Source organism: Palleronia sp., assembly GCF_042089775.1.
GTDB lineage: Bacteria > Pseudomonadota > Alphaproteobacteria > Rhodobacterales > Rhodobacteraceae > Palleronia.
The window spans coordinates 19,132-36,367 of record NZ_JBELKF010000007.1 but is presented as its reverse complement, the minus strand read 5'-3'; the positions used below and the strand labels follow the sequence as shown (position 1 = coordinate 36,367).

Below are 17,236 nucleotides of genomic sequence, written 5' to 3'. Positions count from 1 at the left end.
TCACGTCACCGCGATTGGATCGGCGCTGTGGCCGTCGCTAACCTCGGGGCAGGAGGTGCCGCCATGTCCCGCTTTCCTGCCCTCACCATCGCTGTCGTGCTTGTTGTCGGACCCGTCGCCGCGCAAGACCGCCAGAGCCACTGCATCGCCATCGCCGACGCCGCGCCGGGAATCGAGTACGTACATGCGGCAGCCTGGGGCGATCCGCTGGCCGACTACACGGTGCGCCTGACCTACGTGGACCACTCGCAGTTCCTGATCGAGGCGCCCGACGGCACGACGGCGGTCACCGATTACAACGGCTGGCTTGCGGGTGCCCCCATCGTGCCTGACGTGGCGACGATGAACCACGCGCATTCGTCGCACTGGACGATCTCTCCCGATCCGCGCATTCCGCATGTTCTGGAAGGCTGGGCGACGGGACTGCGCCCACCCCTCATCGGCTGGAGGTCGGAGAAGTCTTCGTCCGCAACGTCCCCACGGACATCCGGTCGGGTTATGCGGAATCGAGAAATACGGCAATTCGATCTTCGTCTTCGAGGTCGCGGGGCTCTGTATCGGCCATCTGGGGCACCTCCATCACGAGCCGGACGAAGCGCAATACGCGGCGCTCGGGCGGCTCGACGTGGTGATGGCGGCGGTCGACGGTGGCATGACGGTGGACCTCGACACGATGATCGCGGTGCTCACCCGGCTGGAAAGCTCGGTCATCCTGCCGATGCACTGGTTCGGGCAGGCGACGCTCGGGCGATTTCTGGACGGCATCGCGCGCGAGTTCGCCGTGGAGATGCGTGACGACCCGTCGATCGAGGTCAGCTTGCGCACGCTGCCCGAACGCCCCACGGTATACGTCCTGCCACCTTTATCAGGACTGCGATGACGACCGACTGGCTGAAAGATCTGACGACAATCCTGTCCGATGGCGCCCTGCGCGAGGTCGGAGACACATACCTGACCGAGCCGCGGGGCATGTGGCGCGGCAGCGCGGCGGCGGTGGTCGCTCCGAGCGATACCGAGGAGGTCGCGCGCGTAATCCGCTTTGCCGCCTCGCGCGGCATTCCAGTGGTGCCATGGAGCGGCGGCACAGGGCTCGTGGGCGGGCAGACCATGCCCGATGCCATGCCGATCCTGCTGTCGACCGAACGGATGAACCGCATCCGCGAGGTGTACCCGTCCGAGAACGTTCTGGTGGCCGAGGCCGGCTGCATCCTTACGGACGTGCACGGCGCGGCGGCCGATGCGGACCGGTTGTTTCCCCTGTCGCTGGCAAGCGAGGGGACAGCGCGGATCGGGGGGCTGCTGGCGACGAACGCGGGAGGCGTGCAGGTGCTACGCTATGGCAACGCGCGAGACCTGGTCCTGGGGATCGAGGCGGTTCTGCCCTCGGGCGAGATCCTGCGGGGGCTCCGGCGCCTGAGGAAGGACAACACCGGGTATGATCTGCGCAATCTTCTGATCGGGGCCGAAGGAACGCTCGGTGTCATTACCGCGGCCGCTTTGCGCCTGTTCCCGCGTCCTGCGCACGAAGGGACGGCGGTGCTGGTGGTGGAGAGCCCGGCCAAGGCGCTCGACCTGCTTGGGCGGGCGCTGAAGCTCGGCGGCGTCACCGCTTTCGAGCTGATGGCGGGGCAGGGGATGCAGTTCCTCCAAGAGACCGGTGTGCCGGTCAGGCTGCCCTTCCCCGAGGCGCCCGAGTGGTCCGTGCTGATCGATCTGGGGCTGGGTCCCGAGGACGACCCGATCGAGCGGCTCGAGCGGCTGTTCGTGGAGGGGCATGAGACCGGCTTGGTGAGCGACGGCGTCATCGCCTCCAGCGAGGCGCAGCGACGTGACCTCTGGGCGGTGCGCGAGACCATCCCCGAGGCGAACAAGCGCATCGGCGCGATCGCGTCGAACGACATCTCCCTGCCACTGTCGGCCGTGCCGGATTTCATCGACGGCTGCGGCGCACGGCTCCGGCAGGCGGCCGATCTGCGGATCAACTGCTTCGGCCACCTTGGCGATGGCAACCTGCACTACAACCTGTTCCCGGCCGAGGGGCGGTCGAGGGCAGACTACACCGACCGTGTCGCAGAGCTGCGCGAGATCGTGGCCCACGAGGTTGCGGCGCGCGACGGGTCGTTCTCGGCCGAGCATGGGGTGGGGCGGCTCAAGGTGGCCGAGCTCGAGCGGTACGGCGATCCGGCCAAGATGCAGGCGATGCGCGCAATCAAGGCGGCGCTCGATCCCGCCGGCATCATGAACCCCGGCGCGGTGCTGCGCGCCCCCAGCCGTTAGCGCAGGAAGTTGGGACGCAGCCGCAGCCGCCGCTGGCTTTCGCGCGGCAGGTGGCGGTTCAGCCGCCCGGAGGCGACCGAGAACAGCGCCACGATCCCCAGCGTCAGCAGGATGAAATAGCCGGCGAGGATGGGGTAGGGCACGAACGGGTTGAAGGTCTTGTCCGCGAAGTAGTTGGCGTAATAGAGCGCGTCGCCCCGCTGCTGCCATGCCGGAAAGCCCGAGAAGAACACCAGCGTCGTCGCGTGGAACAGAAAGATCGCCTCGTTCGTGTAGGCGGGCCAGGCGAGGCGCAGCATGGTCGGGAAGGTGATCCGGCGGAACCGGGTCCAGCCTGTCAGGCCGTAAGCCTCGGCCGCCTCCATGTCGCCGCGCGGGATCGCCTTGAGCGCGCCGTGGAAGATCTCGGCCGAGTATGCGGCGGTGTTGAAGAACAGCACGATCGCAGCACCCAGCCACGCGGCCGTCAGCGGGTTCGCCAGCGACGTCTGCCCCTTGAGCGACAGGAAGGCGAAATAGGCAAAGAAGAACTGGATGAAGAGCGGTGAGCCGCGGAAGAGCAGGATGAACCACTCGCTCGGCTTCCGCGTGAGCCGGGTCTTCGAGGCCTTCCCGACGGCCAGCGCGATGGCCAGACCGAAACCGAGCGCCAGCGCCACGACCGCGAAATAGACGTTCCAGATCAAGCCAGAGCCGATCAGTGTGACCTGCTGGCACAATGTGAAGTCTTCGCGCGGCAGCAGTCGCTCGCCGATCCCGAGCGAGCGCAGCGCGTAGTCCTGCACCGTCTGCCAGCAGCTCATCGTGCGACCGCCTGGCCCAGGGACAGCCGCGCCATGACGCGGTCCAGCACCACCTCCGAGACCCGCGTGAGGCCGAGGTAGAAGACCAGCAGCGCAAGGAAGTACCACATCCGCCAGTCTCCGTGCGGGTAGCTGGTGAAGTTGGGTGTCTTGGTGCCGCCAAGCTCGCGCGCCCAATAGACGATGTCCTCGATCCCCAGGAGGAATAGCAGCGGCGTCGCCTTCACGAGCACCATCCACAGGTTCGACAGCCCCGGCAGCGCGTAGATCCACATCTGCGGGACGATGATGCGGCGGAAGGTCTGGGCGCGGCTCATGCCGTAGGCGGCAGCGGTCTCGAGCTGCGCCTTGGGAACGGCCATCATCGCGCCGAAGAGGACGTTGGCCGCGAAGGCGCCGAAGACGATGGCGAAGGTGAAGACGGCGATCGCGAAGCCATAGACCTCGTGCGCCCATTGCGGCGCATTGCTCGACGGCGCCTTGGCCTCGGGGCAGACGAGGAACTCTGTGCCTTGGCGAACGGCTTGGGTCCAGTCGGGGCAGAGCGCCTGATGGCGCAGCCACTCGACGCCCTGGTCGATCGCGATGACGAAGAAAAGGAAGAAGGCGATGTCCGGCACGCCGCGGACGATGGCGATGTAGGTGCGGCCAAGGATCTTCACCGGCCAGAACCGGGCCCGCGCCGCCATCGCGCCCCCGAACCCGAAGAGCAGCGCCACAGGGGCGGTGATCGCCAGCAACAGCAGGATCGTCCCGAACGAGGCATAGAACGCCAGGTGCTTGCCCGTCGTCAGGTAGCAGGCAAACCAGGCGAGCCCGTCAAGCTGGGATGGATCGGCGCAAATGGGGAGCAAGGGGAGAGGCCTGTCGCGGCCGGCACCTCGTCCCGGGGACGCGGCCGGCGATGTCGGAAGGACGGGCGGGCGCGGACGGCGCCCACCCGCGTCGTCAGATCAGAACTGGGGCGTGTCGGGCAGCCACTTCGCGATCAACTCGTTCAGCGAGCCATCTTCCTTCATGCTCTGGATGGCGGCGGTGAAGGTTTCGCGCAGTTCCGTGTCGCTTTGGCGGAAACCCATGCCGATGCCTTGTCCGAGCTGAACATCTTCGCCCACAAAAATCAGATCTTCGTTGCTTTCGACATAGGAGGTCACGAAGTCTTTGTCCGCGAACACCGCGTCGGCCTCGCCATTGCGGACGGCAGCGACGGTATCCTCGGGGTTCGGGAATTCCAGCAGCGTGGCCCCGGTGCTGGTGACGTGATCGGCCTGGATCGTGCCGGTCTGGGCGGCGACGACGCCGCTCTCGACGTCCACGTCCTCGGACAAGGCGGCATAGGCCGAGGGCAGCGGCGGTGTGTAGTTCTCGGAGAAGTCGAGGACCTCTTTACGCTCGTCCGTGATCGACATGCCGGCGATGATGGCGTCGTAGTTGCCGGACATCAGGTTCGGGATGATCGAATCCCAGTCGTTCGTCACCCACTCGCATGTCAGTTCGGCGCGGGCGCAGAGTTCGTCGCCCAGCTCACGCTCGAACCCGGCGATTTGGCCGTTATCGTCGAGGAAGTTGTACGGAGGGTAGGCGCCTTCGGTGCCGAGGCGGACGGTGTCCTGTGCGAGGCCGGCACCAGCCGTGAGGGCCAGGAAGGCGGTGCCGAGGATCAGGCGGTTCATGATGGTCACTCCTGTTGGTTTTTTGTTTATCGCCGAACCGTGCGCTGAAACGGGGGGAAATGACAAGAATGCTGCCCCGTTCAGGCGGGGGTGGTGGAACCGAGGAAACCGCGCAGGCGCTCGCTTTCCGGTTGACCGAACAGTCGGTCTGGCGCGCCCTCTTCCTCAATCCGGCCCTGGTGGAGGAAGATCACATGATCTGAACAGTCGCGCGCCATGTTCATGTCGTGGGTCACGAGGATCATCGTGCGCCCCTCTTCGGCGAGGGCCTTGATGACGCGCACGACCTCCTGCTCGAGTTCGGGATCAAGCGCCGAGGTCGGTTCGTCGAACAGCAGCGCTCGCGGCTCCATGCACAGCGCGCGGGCAATGGCGGCGCGCTGCTGCTGGCCGCCCGACAGCTCGGCCGGATAGCGGTCGGCCTTGTCGCCGATCCCGACCTTCTCGAGATAACCGCGCGCGGCGTCCTCGACCTCGGCGCGGTTGCGCTTCAGGACGTGGACGGGGGCCTCCATGACGTTTTGCAGGATCGTCATGTGGGCCCACAGGTTGAACGACTGGAAGACCATCGACAGGTTCGTGCGGATGCGCATGACCTGCTTCGCGTCGGCGGGACGCCGGTCCAGCCCGGCGCCCTTCCAGCGCACCGGCTCGCCCTCGAAGGCGATCTCGCCCTGCTGGCTGTCCTCAAGGAGGTTGCAGCAGCGCAAGAGGGTCGACTTGCCCGACCCGGACGAGCCGATCAACGACACCACATGCCCGCGCGGGGCGGTCAGATCGACGCCGCGCAGGACCTCGAGGTCGCCATAGCTCTTGTGCAGGTCGCGGATTTTGAGAACGGGCGGGGTCACGGGGCCTCCGTCATGGTTTGGCGGTATAGGCCGCAGCGCGACGCAAAATGCAATGTCAGGCGCGACGATCCTCGACCCGGCGGCGGGCCATGTTCGAATCGCGATCGTTCACGCCCAAAAGAGGGGCGATCTGGCGCATCAACGCGTCCTCGCCCTCGTCCCGGCGCCCGTCGGCGAGCACGACATCCCACAGCGCCTCGATCACGCCGATGCGGTCCTCGTAGGCGACGCCGTCCTTGATCGCGCGGGTGAAGCGGACGGTGTCGGGCGCTTCGGCCTCGACCGCCTCGGCCTCCTGCCGCAACTGGCGCGCGTCTTCGGGCGAAAGGCCGTAGCGGGTGGCCACGGTGCGGTCGATCCGGTCACGCTCGGCCTGCGCATACGTCTCGTCGGCGCGTGCCAGCCGGACGAGAAGCGCAGTCAGCGCAAGGCGCGCATCGGAGTCGGGCATCGGTTCGGGTTCGGACGCCATGAGCCGGCGGATAAGATCGTGCAGCATGCCAAGCCATATACGGCCGTGTTGCAAAATCGCAAAGGGTCGCGAGAAAACTCACGGGAAAGAGAACCTTTGGCCCGCGGTCTTGTTGAGGTCATGATCTCCGCATTAGTGTGGGGTCGAACAATTCAGCAGGGACCTTCGCCTTGATCGCCACCCGCGCCCTCTTCGCCACCGCGCTCGTCACTCTCGCCCCGGCCGCCTGGGCCGGCAGCCTGTCGCTGCCCACGTCCGAGCCTGGCCCGGCCTATGCGCAGCCCGTGGTTGAGTCCGCGCCGAACCTCGTGTTCACCCTGCGTGGCGGCGTGGCGACGACGCCGGAGTATTTCGGGTCGGATGACTACGAGTTCGGACCCGACTTCGGATTCTCGCTGAACCAGGTCGACTTGGGACCGCTGAAATTCGGTTCGCCCGATCCCTACGCCCGCTCCGAGGGCGTCGCCCTGCGCGGGTCTTTCCGCTACATCGACGAGCGCACGGCCGACGACAACCCCGAGCTGCAAGGCTTGGCCGACGTGGACGCCACCTACGAGGTCGGGTTGGGCGTCGGCTACCGCTCAGAGCGGTTCGACGCGTATGCGGATGTTCGCTACGGCATCAACGGCCACGAAAGCATCGTGGGCGAGCTCGGGGCCGACCTCAAGGCGCACCCGTCCGACCGTCTGACCCTGTCCGCCGGACCCCGCGTCCTTCTTGGCAGCGACGACTATGCCTCTACCTATTTCGACGTGCCGACGACGACGACGAGCTTCGATGCTTACGACGCCGATGGCGGTCTGATCAGCGCCGGTGTCGAAGTCGGCGCGAAGTACCGCTTCACCGAAAACTGGGGCGTCGAAGGCGCGGTGACCTATGACCGCTTCCTGGGCGATGCCGCCGACAGCCCGATCGTCGAGAATGGCGATCAGGATCAGTACGGCATGCGCGTCGGCCTGACGCGGCGGATCACGCTGGATTTCTGAGAGGCAAGGCGCCCCTCACTCCAGATTGGCGAAGATGTTCTCGGCGTCGTCGAACTCGATGACGTCCTCTTGGGTCGTGCCGACATTGATGTCCTTGACCTGCACGCGCCCGTCGCCGTTGCCGGTCACCACCATGTCGCAGATGTCGATGAAGAGCCCGTTCTCGACCACGCCGGGGATCTGGTTCAGCACGAGTGCCGTCTGGCGCGGGTTACCGATCCGCCCCAGATGCAGGTCGAGGATGTGGTTTCCCTCATCGGTGACGTAGGGCGCGGAACCGTTCATCCGCAGGCTCACGCGATCGCCCATCACGTCGAGCGCGGCGAGCGTCTCTTCCAGCAGCGCCTTGGTGGTCTGCCAACCGAAGGGGATGACCTCGACCGGCAGGGGAAATGCGCCGAGCGCCTCGACCTGCTTGGTCCGGTCGGCGATCACGATCATTCGATCCGACGCGGTGGCGACGATCTTCTCCTGCAGAAGCGCCCCCCCACCGCCCTTGATGAGGTTCAGGTTCTGGTCGTACTCGTCCGCGCCATCGATGGTAAGGTCGAGCCACTTCACCTCGTCCAGCGTGGTCACCGGGATACCCAACTGCCGCGCCAAGTCGGCCGTGCGGGTCGAGGTGGGCACGCCGGTGATCGAAAGCCCGTCCTTCACCAGTTCGCCCAGGCAGCGAACCAGCCACGCGGCGGTCGAGCCGGTGCCCAATCCGACCCGCATGCCGTCCTCGACGAAGTCGCAGGCCCGCTTGGCGGCAACATATTTGGCGGTGTCGATGGCAGAGAGCTTCGCGGCCATGAGCTTGGCACCTTTCCGGCTGTGTTTCGCGACGTATAGGCGGATTGCCGTGTTTCGGCCAAGGAGAAAGGCTATCGTGGCGCAGATGTGCCGCGCGGTGTCGCTTCCCGCGAAGGGGCTGCGGCCGCGGCGTGAAAGGTTTGCGGAAAAGGAGGCGCGATGTTCATCTCCGTGCTGGACCTGTTCAAGCCGGGGCTCGGCCCCTCATCGTCCCACACGATGGGGCCGATGGTGGCCGCGGCCCGCTTTCTGGACCTTCTGCGCAACTCGGCCTTCACCCCTGCCGGCGTCTCGGTCAGCCTGCATGGCTCGCTTGCGTTCACGGGGAAGGGCCATGCGACGGACCGGGCGATAATCCTGGGCCTCGCCGGTGTCACGCTCGCCGATTACGAGGCCGACAAGGCCGAAGAGCTGCTGGCCCGCATCGCCTCGACGCGCCAGGTCACGCCCGAAGGCCTGCCGCCGCTCGCCTTCGATCCCGAACGCGACGTGATCTTCGACTTCGACCGACCGCTCGAGGGGCACGCGAATGCGCTCGAATTCTATGCCCGTGATGCCGAGGGCGACGTGGTGCTGCGGCAAATCTATTTCTCGATCGGTGGCGGCTTCGTCCTCAGCGCCGAGGAACATGCGGCCGGTGGGGACGTGGCGCCAGGCAAACCTGTCCCGTTCCCCTTCAAGACTGCTGCCCAGATGCTGTCGATGTGCGCCGCCGAGGGTCGCTCGATCGCCGAGCTGAAGCGGGCGAACGAGATCTCGCGCATCGGAGGCGTCGCCCTGCACGAGGGACTCGACCGGATCTGGCGCGAGATGTCTGACTGCATCGACCGTGGCCTTGCCGCCGAGGGTATCCTGCCGGGTGGTCTGGGCGTGCGGCGACGGGCGAGCGCCCTCGCACGTGGGTTGAACGACGAGCGCGGGCGCAACCAGCCCCAGCCGCACCTCGCCATGGACTGGCTGGCGGCCTACGCGATGGCGGTGAACGAAGAGAACGCCGCCGGTGGCCGTGTCGTGACCGCCCCAACGAATGGCGCCGCCGGGGTCGTTCCGGCCGTGATGCGCTACTGGCTGGACCACGTGCCCGGCGCCAGCACCGCCCGCGTGGGCGAGTTCCTTCTGACTGCCGCGGCCGTGGGAGGCTTGGTCAAGCACAACGCGTCGATCTCGGGTGCCGAATGCGGATGCCAGGCCGAGGTCGGCAGCGCCGCCGCAATGGCCGCCGCCGGGCTATGCGCCGTTCTGGGCGGTACGCCAGAGCAGATCGAGAACGCGGCGGAAATCGCGCTCGAACATCATCTGGGCATGACCTGCGACCCTGTCCGCGGCCTCGTTCAGGTGCCCTGCATCGAGCGCAACGGACTTGGCGCGATGAAGGCCGTCGGCGCGGCCTCGCTGGCCCTGCGTGGCGACGGGACGCATTTCGTGCCTCTCGACGCCGCGATCGAGACGATGCGCCAGACCGGCCGCGACATGAGCGAAAAGTACAAGGAGACTTCCCTTGGCGGATTGGCTGTGAACATCCCGAATTGCTGAGGTCAGGGTGCGAAGACCCGTACGGCTACATCGCGTTCGGATCGCGGCAGCAGGACGAGCAATCCTTCCGCTTCAAGGTAAACAGCCCCGGTCGCTTCGTTAGAGGTGCCGATTCGTCCGCTTGGGTCGAGGCGCAGCCCGTCGATGGGCCACCGCAGGCCTTCGGAGCGCCCCTCGGTCGGGCGCATCGGAAACAGGGACACGCGGGTCCCCGGCGCGAGGTCGAGTCGCAGCGCGGCCGGGGCGGCAAACGCGACATCCGAAGGCCCGAGCAGGATGCAGGGCGCGGGGTTGCGCGCCAGGCAGGACAGCGCCGCGAGCGTGTGGTCGATGCGGGCGCCCAGAAAGCCAAGGCCGACGATCAGCGGCGCGTCGATGAGGGACAGGCACTTCTCGAAATCCGTGCTGTCCTGATCGGCTATGTGGTGAAGAACGCCTTGTGGCAGCGAGGTGCGGGTTCGGTCCGAGACTGAATCCAGGTCACCGATGACAGCCTCTGGCGTTTGCCCGGCGAGGATCACGGTGTCGGCCCCGCTATCCGCCGCGATCACCCGCGGAGCACGGGCCGCTGCCCACTGCAGGTCCTCGGGCGCGACCGGCGCGCCACCGACAAGGGTGACCCCGTGTCCTGGTTTCACCCCCAGCGCGCTCATGCTTTCCCGGGGGGTCACAATTCGGCCCTGAAATAATGCATTAATTTTCTCAGTTCCGTACGTTTTGATAAACTCTGCCATGTTACTTTGGCATCGGCTCGACGGATCGGGAAGGCGAACGACCTATGGCGCAATCGAACAAGATCCTGACCGTGTCCTACGGGACCTTTTCGTGCACGCTTGAAGGGTTCGACAACCCTTTCGGCACGATGCAGTCGATTGCCGAGTATTTCCGCGACCTCGCTGCCGAAGATCGCTATTTCGGGGCTGAACCCCCGCAGCCCGACGCACAGATGCTCCACCAGATCGCCGAGCGCGAGGTGCGTCGCCGGGTCGAGGCGAGGGTCGAAGACAAGGGCGTGGTGCTGCGCCAGATGACGGAAGCGGACGAGACCGCTCCGCAGCCCTCTCCGCCCGCGGCTGCTGCACCTGAATCACCCAAGCCGGAGTCGGAGAGGGAGGCTGAGGCTCAGGAGCCTGAGGTCGAAGAGACGGAGGCCGCCGGCTCGGAATCGGTCGCGGAACGGCTCGCCCGCATCCGTGCGGTGGTTGCCAAGGCCCGCGCCCAGCGCGACCGGACCTATGAGGAGGACGAGCAGGTCGTCGACGATCGGGACGAATCGCTTCTAACGGCCTTCGCCGAGGCCGAGGACGCGGAGATTTCCGAAGAAGACGATTTCGCCGCCGAAACTTCGGTCGATGACGACAGCGAACCCTCGCGGGCCGCGGCAGACACGTTGGATGAACCGGACGATCGCGCGTCTGACGAGGCTGCCCCTGATGCGGCAGAGCCCGAGGTGACGGCCCCTATCCCGGGTGCGCAGCAGGTGGGTGCGGCTGAGGGAGTGGCCACTGTCGCTGCCGGCTTGGCCACCGAGCCGGCACACCGCGCTGAACTCGATCCGGCGCCGCCCGAGGCCGCAGAGGAACGCGGGGCCAAAGAGGCGTCGTTGTCGCCCGATGTCTCCGTCCCGACTGCCGCAGCGATGGTGGACCTCGACGACGCAGAAGAGGAACTGCCGGCCTCTTGGGTGCCGGAGCTTTCGCCCGACGATGCAACGATTGATGAGGTGGCCGCAGTTGCTCCCGAAAGCGGCTTTGACAAGATGGCGGCAGCAGAGGCGGAAGCCCCTGCCGCGGCAGAGGAACCCGCCTCTGCTGCCTCGGAAGCGCCGACGGATGAGACCGCCGAAGACGTCGAGCTGGCCGACCTGATGTCCGCGATCGCTTCGGCAGGAAAATCGTCGAGCGAGCAGCAGGATGAGCCGTCTGGACAGGGCGCTGCGGATGAGGCGGCGCAAGCCGGGGACGAAGACGACGCGTGGGTCGAAGTCGAGGTCGAGGATGACGACGGTGTCCCGCGGATCGTCAGGATGAGCCGCACCGAATTCGAAGAAGCGCTCGCGAACGGCGACCTCGAAGAAATTGAGGAAGTCGAGGGGGAGGTGCCGGAGGCCAACACCGAGGAGGCCATCCGCGGAATCTTTGCGAGCACCGATCTGACCGACGCGGACGCATCCGCCCTGGCGGCCGAGCTTGCCGCCGTCGAGCAGGAGGGCGCCCCGACGGCCGCCGATCCCGACAGCGAGGAAGAGGCCGAACCGGCACAGGACAAGCCGAGCGGCGAGCAGACTGTGACGCGTTTGCTTGACGAAACGAATGCCCAGATGGGCGAGCCGGAGGGGCACCGCCGCCGCTCGGCGATCCAGCATCTCCGAGCGGCTGTCGCGGCGACCAAGGCGGATGACCGGCTGCGCGATCGTTCGTTGGCAAGCGACGCCTCCATCGCGAGGTTCCGCGACGATCTGCAAAAGGCCGTGCGGCCCCGCCGCCCCGGGACTGAAGGTGAACCCGCGAGGGCACCGGGTGGCCCCGGTCCGCTCGTCCTGGTGTCATCGCAGCGCGTCGACTCCGTTCGACCGGTTCGCCCGCTGAGGGGGGCCTCCACGCCAGTCGCGCCTGTCGAAGTCTCCAGGCCGGCGGAGAAGCAGTCCTTCGTCGATTTCGCGGCCAAGCTCGGGGCCCGGGAGCTGCCCGATCTGCTGGAGGCCGCAGCGGCCTATTCGAAAATCGTCGAAGGGCAGGACGGGGCGCCGCGGCCCGTCTTGCTCCGCCGCGTGACCGAAGCTGCTCCCGAAGGGTCCGCGACCCGAGAGGAGGGGCTGAAGAGTTTAGGCCAGCTTCTGCGGTCGGGCCGCATTCGCAAGGTCGAGCACGGGCGCTTTGCGCTGGCCGAGGACGCGGAGCTGGCCACGAAGGCCCGCATCGCCAACTGAGTCTCAGTCGTCGCGATGGTCGGGGTCGGGCTGGCCGACCCCGCGGAACACGTTGCGAAACGGCAGCGCCCAGATCAGGCCGAGCGCCAGATAGACCAGCAGTTCGACCAGGATGGGCGGGCGGCCGAGCAGGGTCATCACGCTCGACGACACGATGATCCAGACCGGCAAGCCGATCAGCAGGATCGCCAGCGACCAGCGGCGCTTGGCCTTGTGTGACAGGGCCATCGGCTCAATCCTGGAACGGATCGGTGACGAGGATCGTGTCGTCCCGCTCGGGGCTGGTGGACAGCAGGGCCACCGGGCAGCCGATCAGCTCTTCCACGCGACGGACGTACTTGATCGCGCCGGCAGGCAGCTCGGCCCAGCTGCGGGCGCCCTCGGTCGAGGTGCTCCAGCCTTCCATCTCTTCATAGATCGGCGTGCACCGTGACTGTGCCTGCGACGCGGTGGGCAGGTAGTCCAGCCGCATGCCGTCCAGGTCATAGCCGACGCAGATCTTGATCCGATCGAACCCGTCCAGCACGTCGAGCTTGGTCAGTGCGATGCCATGCATCCCCGAAATCGCCGCCGTCTGCCGCACGAGGCAGGCGTCGAACCAACCACAGCGGCGCTTGCGCCCCGTGGTGGTGCCGAACTCGTGCCCGCGCTCGCCCAGCCGCTCGCCGTCTGCGTCAAGAAGCTCGGTCGGGAAGGGGCCTTCGCCGACGCGAGTGGTGTAGGCCTTGACGATCCCTAGCGTGAAATCCACCGCATCCGGCCCCAGCCCCGAGCCGGTCGCAGCCTGTCCCGCGATGACGTTCGAGGACGTGACGTAGGGGTAGGTGCCAAAGTCGATGTCCAGCAGCGCGCCCTGCGCTCCTTCGAACAGGATGCGCTTGCCGTCGCGCTTGGCACGATCGAGTTCGCGCCACACCGGCTTGGCGAAGGGCAGGATCTGCGGCGCAATCTCCTGCAGTTCCGCAATCAGCGCGTCGCGGTCGATCGGGTCGAGGCCAAGCCCGCTGCGCAGCGCGTTGTGGTGAACAAGCGCGCGGTCCACCCGCAGGGCCAGCGTCTCGGCATCTGCAAGGTCGGCGACACGGATCACGCGGCGGCCCACTTTGTCCTCGTAGGCCGGGCCGATCCCGCGACCGGTGGTGCCGATCTTGGCAACCGCCGTCTGCCCCTCGCGGGCGCGGTCGAGCTCCCCGTGGAAGGGCAGGATCAGGGGCGTGTTCTCGGCGATCATCAGCGTGTCGGGCGTGATCTCGACGCCCTGGGCGCGGATCGACTCGATCTCGCGCACCAGATGCCACGGGTCGAGCACGACGCCATTGCCGATGACGCTCAGCTTGCCTTGGCGCACGACGCCCGAGGGCAGGGCGTGCAGCTTATAGACGGTGCCGTCGATCACGAGCGTGTGGCCCGCGTTGTGCCCCCCCTGGAAGCGCACGATCACGTCGGCCCGCTCGCTGAGCCAGTCCACGATCTTGCCTTTTCCCTCGTCACCCCATTGGGCGCCGATCACCGCCACGTTGGCCATCGCGATCTCCCTCGCTGCAAACGGGCCGTTCCTAGCCGAGCGTTGCGCCGGGGACCAGCCCCCAGCGCCGTTCGATCCGGGTTGCGGGAGACCCGGCGAACTCGTGCTCCGTTTTTTATCGCATCTCTACGGCGTCCTCATGCTGGACCTTCTTGCCAGTCACGCATGTGCTACCTTCGCAGTGCGCGCGACGATGGGAATGGCTCTGGGCCATGTGCCTGGGGGCTACATCTATGTGGTGATGGGTCGAGGTGCTGGACATGCTGGCGCGGCGGCGCCGGCGACCAAGACGAAGAGCTTAAACGTGGGCTTAACGCCTTCCCGCGCATTTTCTGCTCAGGTCAAAACTTCGGCGCGATTCCGGACGCAATCGGGTCGCGCCGGATTGGGAGACACGGGGCATGTCGAGCACAGCGCATATCAATGCCATAAACCTGCAAGTCATCGCAGAGGACCAGGTTGCGGCGGACAAGGCCGATGGAACGCACGACGTCAACAAGGCGTCCGACAGCAAGTACTATCTCTGGCACTCCGATTTTCAGACGATCCCCCTCGGGATGGATGGCGAGCCCGAGCAGTTCGCCGCCAAGCTGCGTTCGGCCTTGTCCGAGGTGAACACGCTGCGCCTGCCGTTCAACGAGTTCTCGTTCAACGCCGATGGCACGCTGCACGAGCAGTACGAGCGTTTCCTTGCTGCCGCCGCCGACCAGGGGTTCCAGATCATCCTGGGATACTTCGGCGGGGATGTGCAGCGTTACGGATCGGGGGAAAGCGCCGACACGATCTACGATGCGCTCTCCGGGGACATCCGCGACGGCATGTCCCAAGGCTGGGACCGGATGCTCGCCTGGCTCAGCGGGCATCCGGAGGTCAAGGAGGCCGTCTGGGGCTATGAAATCGTCAACGAACCGGCGACCTATGCCCGCGGCGCAGATGCTGACGTGGCCGGATCGACGAGGTTCCAGGACCTCTACGCCCAGCACATGATCGAGCTTGCTGCCAAGATCGATGCCGGGGCGGACGGGCGCATCCTGGTGGGCGGCTGGCGCTACTCCGCTCAGTTTGACGAACTCGACACCGGGAATATCGACGGGCTGACCGCGCTCGACGCGATCCGCAATGCGCTGGGCGAGGACCTCGTGTGGTCCTCTCACCTTTATCCCGGGTGGGCGGGCACCAGCAGCGCGACCGACGCCGACGAACTGGGCGCCACGCTCGACGCACATTTCGCGCCGGTCTCGGGCGACGACATCCTCATCACGGAAACCAACGCCTCGGGCGGAGTTGTGGACAACATCGCCGAGATCGACAGCGCCGCCTTCCTCTTCGCCCGGAGCTACGAATGGTTCGCCGAGAACGGGATCGGCCTCAGCTGGTTTCCCGGCGCCGAAACCGGAGCGTCCAACTTCGTCGTGATCGATGCCGACGGCAGCCTTCGGTTCCTGCATCAGAACTCGCTCGCCCACGGGATGAATGCGTATTCGCTGGACGAAAGTCCGGTCGAACACGCTGGCAACGAAGCGATCGAGACTCAACTCGTGGCGGGACAGGTGCGCAACGAGAGCTATCAGCCCGAAGGCCAGACCTTCGACGACACGGACGGCATCGCCTACGGCTTCGGCTATGGCGGCGACGACACGATCACCGGGTCGGACACCGCCAACGACCTGATCTATGGCGGGACGGGCAACGATCTCGTCACGGGCGGCGCCAAGGACGACCACCTGTTCGGGCAATATGGGCATGATACGATCGACGCTGGCGCCGGCGACGACCACCTCTTCGGCGGCGAGGGCGATGACCGCCTGATCGCGGGCGGCGGGACAGACCAGATGACCGGCGGTGCGGGCGCCGACACATTTGTCGGCGGCGCCGGCGGGGCCGATGATGTGGTAGACTTCGATTACACGCAGGGGGACCGCTACGAAGACAACGGCCGCCTCTACACGCTCGACGAGATGATCGCCGAAGGTATCCCGTCGGATGCTCTGGGCGATGGAAGCGAAACGGACCTCTGGCTCGGCGGCACCACCTTCCACGGCTTTTTCGAGCACCACCTCTCGCCCGTCTCCGGGCCTGTGCCCGGTCCGGCCGACGGCAGCGCTGGCGACGATCTGATCGACGACACGTATCGCGACGCTGACGGGAACGGGGTAAGCGGCCTCGCCGACACGGTGTCAGGTGGCGCCGGAAACGACACGATCATGGGGCTGTCGGGCGACGACGTCTTGTATGGCGACGACGGCGAGGACCTTATTGATGGCGGAGACGGCGCCGACCGCCTGTTCGCCGGCCGTGGTGCGGACACGCTTTGGGGTGGGCTCGGTGACGACTTCCTTGCGGGAATGAAGAGCGTGAACGTGCTCTTCGGCGGCCCGGGTGACGACACGCTCGACGGCGGGCAGAATGGCGGCAGCTATTACGGCGGCGAGGGCAACGACCTCCTTCAGTTCAGCCTGATCAAGGGCGCGTCGCATGTGGCATACGGCGGTGCGGGAATCGACAGCTTCGCCGTCACGCTGGGCGGGGCCGAGCGCGGCGGGACGGTGACGCTCCACGACATCGACCTCTCGGTCGAGCGCATCACGGTGGAGGGACAGGACCTTGCCGCCCTTGTGCAGGCGCGGCAAGCAGCGGGAGAGGCCGCGCTGTCGCAGCATTCTGACGGTGTGCTCGTCCACGTGAGTGAGACGAATTCCGTTCTCCTCGGGGCCGAGGATATCGCGACAGTCCGGGCCGCTCTGGGAATGCAGGTCGGAAGTCTCTCCGTTTCTGCCGAAGACGATCTTGCAGGGATCGAACCCGACGCTCGCGGCACCTACGCAACGTACACAGCGGATTATCTTGTCGGGACGGATGGCGACGACATGCTGCGCGGCGGTGGCGGAGATGACGAGATCCTGGGCATGCTCGGGTCCGACACGCTTCACGGTGGTGGCGGTAGCGACACGCTGGTCGCCCATGGCGGCAACGACGTGCTCTACGGAGACAGCGGGGACGACCTGCTCTTGGGGAGCAAGGGCAGCAACAGGCTTTACGGAGGGGATGGCAACGACCGCATCGAGACGGGCTACCATACGGATATGGTTGACGCCGGGGCCGGAAACGACGTGATCGTGGCCGATCTTTCTCGCGGAGGGGATCACGTTTTGACCGGCGGCGCCGGCGGGGACGTCTTTGTCTTCGTCGGAAGCGACGACCGCATCTCTTCGGTGACGATCACCGACTTCGACGCGACCCAGGACCGCATCGAGTTCGCTTCGTTCCCGAGCGCCCTCACGACGTTGACCGATCAGGGGAGCGCGGTCGTCTTGATGGCCCCGGACGGCGACACGGTGACCTTCGCGGGCGCGTCCCTGTCGGCGATCGAAGCCCTGCTGATGTAGGGG

Annotated in this window: 15 protein-coding genes and 1 pseudogene; 6 read left to right on the top strand and 10 right to left on the bottom strand. The window is 66.5% G+C overall.

Annotation, left to right across the window (positions count from 1 at the left end):
* The gene (locus tag ACFDS3_RS03465) at window positions 1-186 is read right to left on the bottom strand and encodes a hypothetical protein (protein ID WP_375260981.1); all 186 of its coding nucleotides are present in this window, start codon (window positions 184-186) and stop codon (window positions 1-3) included.
* Here ACFDS3_RS03465 and ACFDS3_RS03460 point away from each other — a divergent pair.
* Both ACFDS3_RS03460 and ACFDS3_RS03455 read left to right on the top strand, forming a co-directional pair.
* Window positions 97-880, top strand: a pseudogene (locus ACFDS3_RS03460) (MBL fold metallo-hydrolase). The gene ACFDS3_RS03465 and the pseudogene ACFDS3_RS03460 overlap by 90 nt on opposite strands.
* On the top strand, window positions 877-2,277 hold the full coding sequence (locus ACFDS3_RS03455) for an FAD-binding oxidoreductase (protein WP_375260944.1): 1,401 nt from the start codon (window positions 877-879) through the stop codon (window positions 2,275-2,277). The pseudogene ACFDS3_RS03460 and the gene ACFDS3_RS03455 overlap by 4 nt, the downstream one beginning before the upstream one ends.
* Here ACFDS3_RS03455 and ACFDS3_RS03450 read toward each other — a convergent pair.
* The 5 genes from ACFDS3_RS03450 to ACFDS3_RS03430 form a co-directional block, all read right to left on the bottom strand.
* Window positions 2,274-3,080 carry an ABC transporter permease gene (locus ACFDS3_RS03450; RefSeq protein WP_375260943.1) on the bottom strand — a complete coding sequence of 269 codons (807 nt, stop codon included), beginning with the start codon at window positions 3,078-3,080 and terminating at the stop codon, window positions 2,274-2,276. The genes ACFDS3_RS03455 and ACFDS3_RS03450 overlap by 4 nt on opposite strands.
* The gene (locus ACFDS3_RS03445; protein ID WP_375260942.1) at window positions 3,077-3,934 is read right to left on the bottom strand and encodes an ABC transporter permease; all 858 of its coding nucleotides are present in this window, start codon (window positions 3,932-3,934) and stop codon (window positions 3,077-3,079) included. Before ACFDS3_RS03445 ends, ACFDS3_RS03450 begins: the two co-directional genes overlap by 4 nt.
* A 99-nt stretch (window positions 3,935-4,033) precedes the next feature.
* Window positions 4,034-4,753: a transporter substrate-binding domain-containing protein gene (locus ACFDS3_RS03440; RefSeq protein ID WP_375260941.1), complete on the bottom strand. Its 720-nt coding sequence runs from the start codon at window positions 4,751-4,753 to the stop codon at window positions 4,034-4,036.
* An 80-nt stretch (window positions 4,754-4,833) separates the two neighbouring features.
* The gene (locus tag ACFDS3_RS03435; protein WP_375260940.1) at window positions 4,834-5,604 is read right to left on the bottom strand and encodes an ABC transporter ATP-binding protein; all 771 of its coding nucleotides are present in this window, start codon (window positions 5,602-5,604) and stop codon (window positions 4,834-4,836) included.
* Between the two features lie 55 nt (window positions 5,605-5,659).
* Complete coding sequence (locus ACFDS3_RS03430; protein WP_375260939.1) at window positions 5,660-6,103, bottom strand: TerB family tellurite resistance protein; 444 nt, start codon at window positions 6,101-6,103, stop codon at window positions 5,660-5,662.
* 143 nt (window positions 6,104-6,246) lie between these two features.
* Here ACFDS3_RS03430 and ACFDS3_RS03425 point away from each other — a divergent pair, with 143 nt between their 5' ends.
* Window positions 6,247-7,062, top strand: a complete 816-nt coding sequence (locus ACFDS3_RS03425; RefSeq protein WP_375260938.1) for a MipA/OmpV family protein — start codon at window positions 6,247-6,249, stop codon at window positions 7,060-7,062.
* 15 nt (window positions 7,063-7,077) lie between these two features.
* Here the strand turns inward: ACFDS3_RS03425 and rpiA are convergent, their stop codons facing one another.
* Entirely contained in the window at window positions 7,078-7,860 is a 783-nt protein-coding gene (gene rpiA, locus ACFDS3_RS03420; RefSeq protein WP_375260937.1) for a ribose-5-phosphate isomerase RpiA, read from the bottom strand.
* A 159-nt stretch (window positions 7,861-8,019) separates the two neighbouring features.
* Between rpiA and ACFDS3_RS03415 the strand changes: the two genes are divergently transcribed.
* The gene (locus ACFDS3_RS03415; RefSeq protein WP_375260936.1) at window positions 8,020-9,393 is read left to right on the top strand and encodes an L-serine ammonia-lyase; all 1,374 of its coding nucleotides are present in this window, start codon (window positions 8,020-8,022) and stop codon (window positions 9,391-9,393) included.
* 2 nt (window positions 9,394-9,395) lie between these two features.
* Here the strand turns inward: ACFDS3_RS03415 and ACFDS3_RS03410 are convergent, their stop codons facing one another.
* Window positions 9,396-10,031, bottom strand: coding sequence for a thiamine diphosphokinase (locus ACFDS3_RS03410; protein WP_375260935.1), 636 nt, complete (start codon window positions 10,029-10,031; stop codon window positions 9,396-9,398).
* 140 nt (window positions 10,032-10,171) lie between these two features.
* On the opposite strand from ACFDS3_RS03410, the gene ACFDS3_RS03405 reads away from it, so the two are divergent.
* On the top strand, window positions 10,172-12,322 hold the full coding sequence (locus ACFDS3_RS03405) for a hypothetical protein (RefSeq protein WP_375260934.1): 2,151 nt from the start codon (window positions 10,172-10,174) through the stop codon (window positions 12,320-12,322).
* A gap of 3 nt (window positions 12,323-12,325) precedes the next feature.
* On the opposite strand, the gene ACFDS3_RS03400 is transcribed toward ACFDS3_RS03405, so the two are convergent.
* Together ACFDS3_RS03400 and ACFDS3_RS03395 are read right to left on the bottom strand one after the other, a co-directional pair.
* A complete protein-coding gene (locus ACFDS3_RS03400) occupies window positions 12,326-12,550 on the bottom strand; it encodes a DUF2842 domain-containing protein (RefSeq protein ID WP_375260933.1) in 225 nt (74 codons plus the stop codon).
* Window positions 12,551-12,554: 4 nt separating this feature from the next.
* Window positions 12,555-13,847 carry an adenylosuccinate synthase gene (locus tag ACFDS3_RS03395; RefSeq protein WP_375260932.1) on the bottom strand — a complete coding sequence of 431 codons (1,293 nt, stop codon included), beginning with the start codon at window positions 13,845-13,847 and terminating at the stop codon, window positions 12,555-12,557.
* Between the two features lie 401 nt (window positions 13,848-14,248).
* On the opposite strand from ACFDS3_RS03395, the gene ACFDS3_RS03390 reads away from it, so the two are divergent.
* The gene (locus ACFDS3_RS03390; RefSeq protein ID WP_375260931.1) at window positions 14,249-17,233 is read left to right on the top strand and encodes a hypothetical protein; all 2,985 of its coding nucleotides are present in this window, start codon (window positions 14,249-14,251) and stop codon (window positions 17,231-17,233) included.
* Window positions 17,234-17,236 lie beyond the last annotated feature (3 nt).

Bases quoted from the DNA above. Each gene is read 5' to 3' on its own strand.
- ACFDS3_RS03430 (WP_375260939.1), bottom strand. From the start codon at position 6,103: ATGCTGCACGATCTTATCCGCCGGCTCATGGCGTCCGAACCCGAACCG.
- ACFDS3_RS03450 (WP_375260943.1), bottom strand. From the start codon at position 3,080: ATGAGCTGCTGGCAGACGGTGCAGGACTACGCGCTGCGCTCGCTCGGG.
- ACFDS3_RS03465 (WP_375260981.1), bottom strand. From the start codon at position 186: ATGTACGTACTCGATTCCCGGCGCGGCGTCGGCGATGGCGATGCAGTG.
- ACFDS3_RS03400 (WP_375260933.1), bottom strand. From the start codon at position 12,550: ATGGCCCTGTCACACAAGGCCAAGCGCCGCTGGTCGCTGGCGATCCTG.
- rpiA (WP_375260937.1), bottom strand. From the start codon at position 7,860: ATGGCCGCGAAGCTCTCTGCCATCGACACCGCCAAATATGTTGCCGCC.
- ACFDS3_RS03395 (WP_375260932.1), bottom strand. From the start codon at position 13,847: ATGGCCAACGTGGCGGTGATCGGCGCCCAATGGGGTGACGAGGGAAAA.
- ACFDS3_RS03390 (WP_375260931.1), top strand. From the start codon at position 14,249: ATGTCGAGCACAGCGCATATCAATGCCATAAACCTGCAAGTCATCGCA.
- ACFDS3_RS03455 (WP_375260944.1), top strand. From the start codon at position 877: ATGACGACCGACTGGCTGAAAGATCTGACGACAATCCTGTCCGATGGC.
- ACFDS3_RS03405 (WP_375260934.1), top strand. From the start codon at position 10,172: ATGGCGCAATCGAACAAGATCCTGACCGTGTCCTACGGGACCTTTTCG.
- ACFDS3_RS03440 (WP_375260941.1), bottom strand. From the start codon at position 4,753: ATGAACCGCCTGATCCTCGGCACCGCCTTCCTGGCCCTCACGGCTGGT.
- ACFDS3_RS03415 (WP_375260936.1), top strand. From the start codon at position 8,020: ATGTTCATCTCCGTGCTGGACCTGTTCAAGCCGGGGCTCGGCCCCTCA.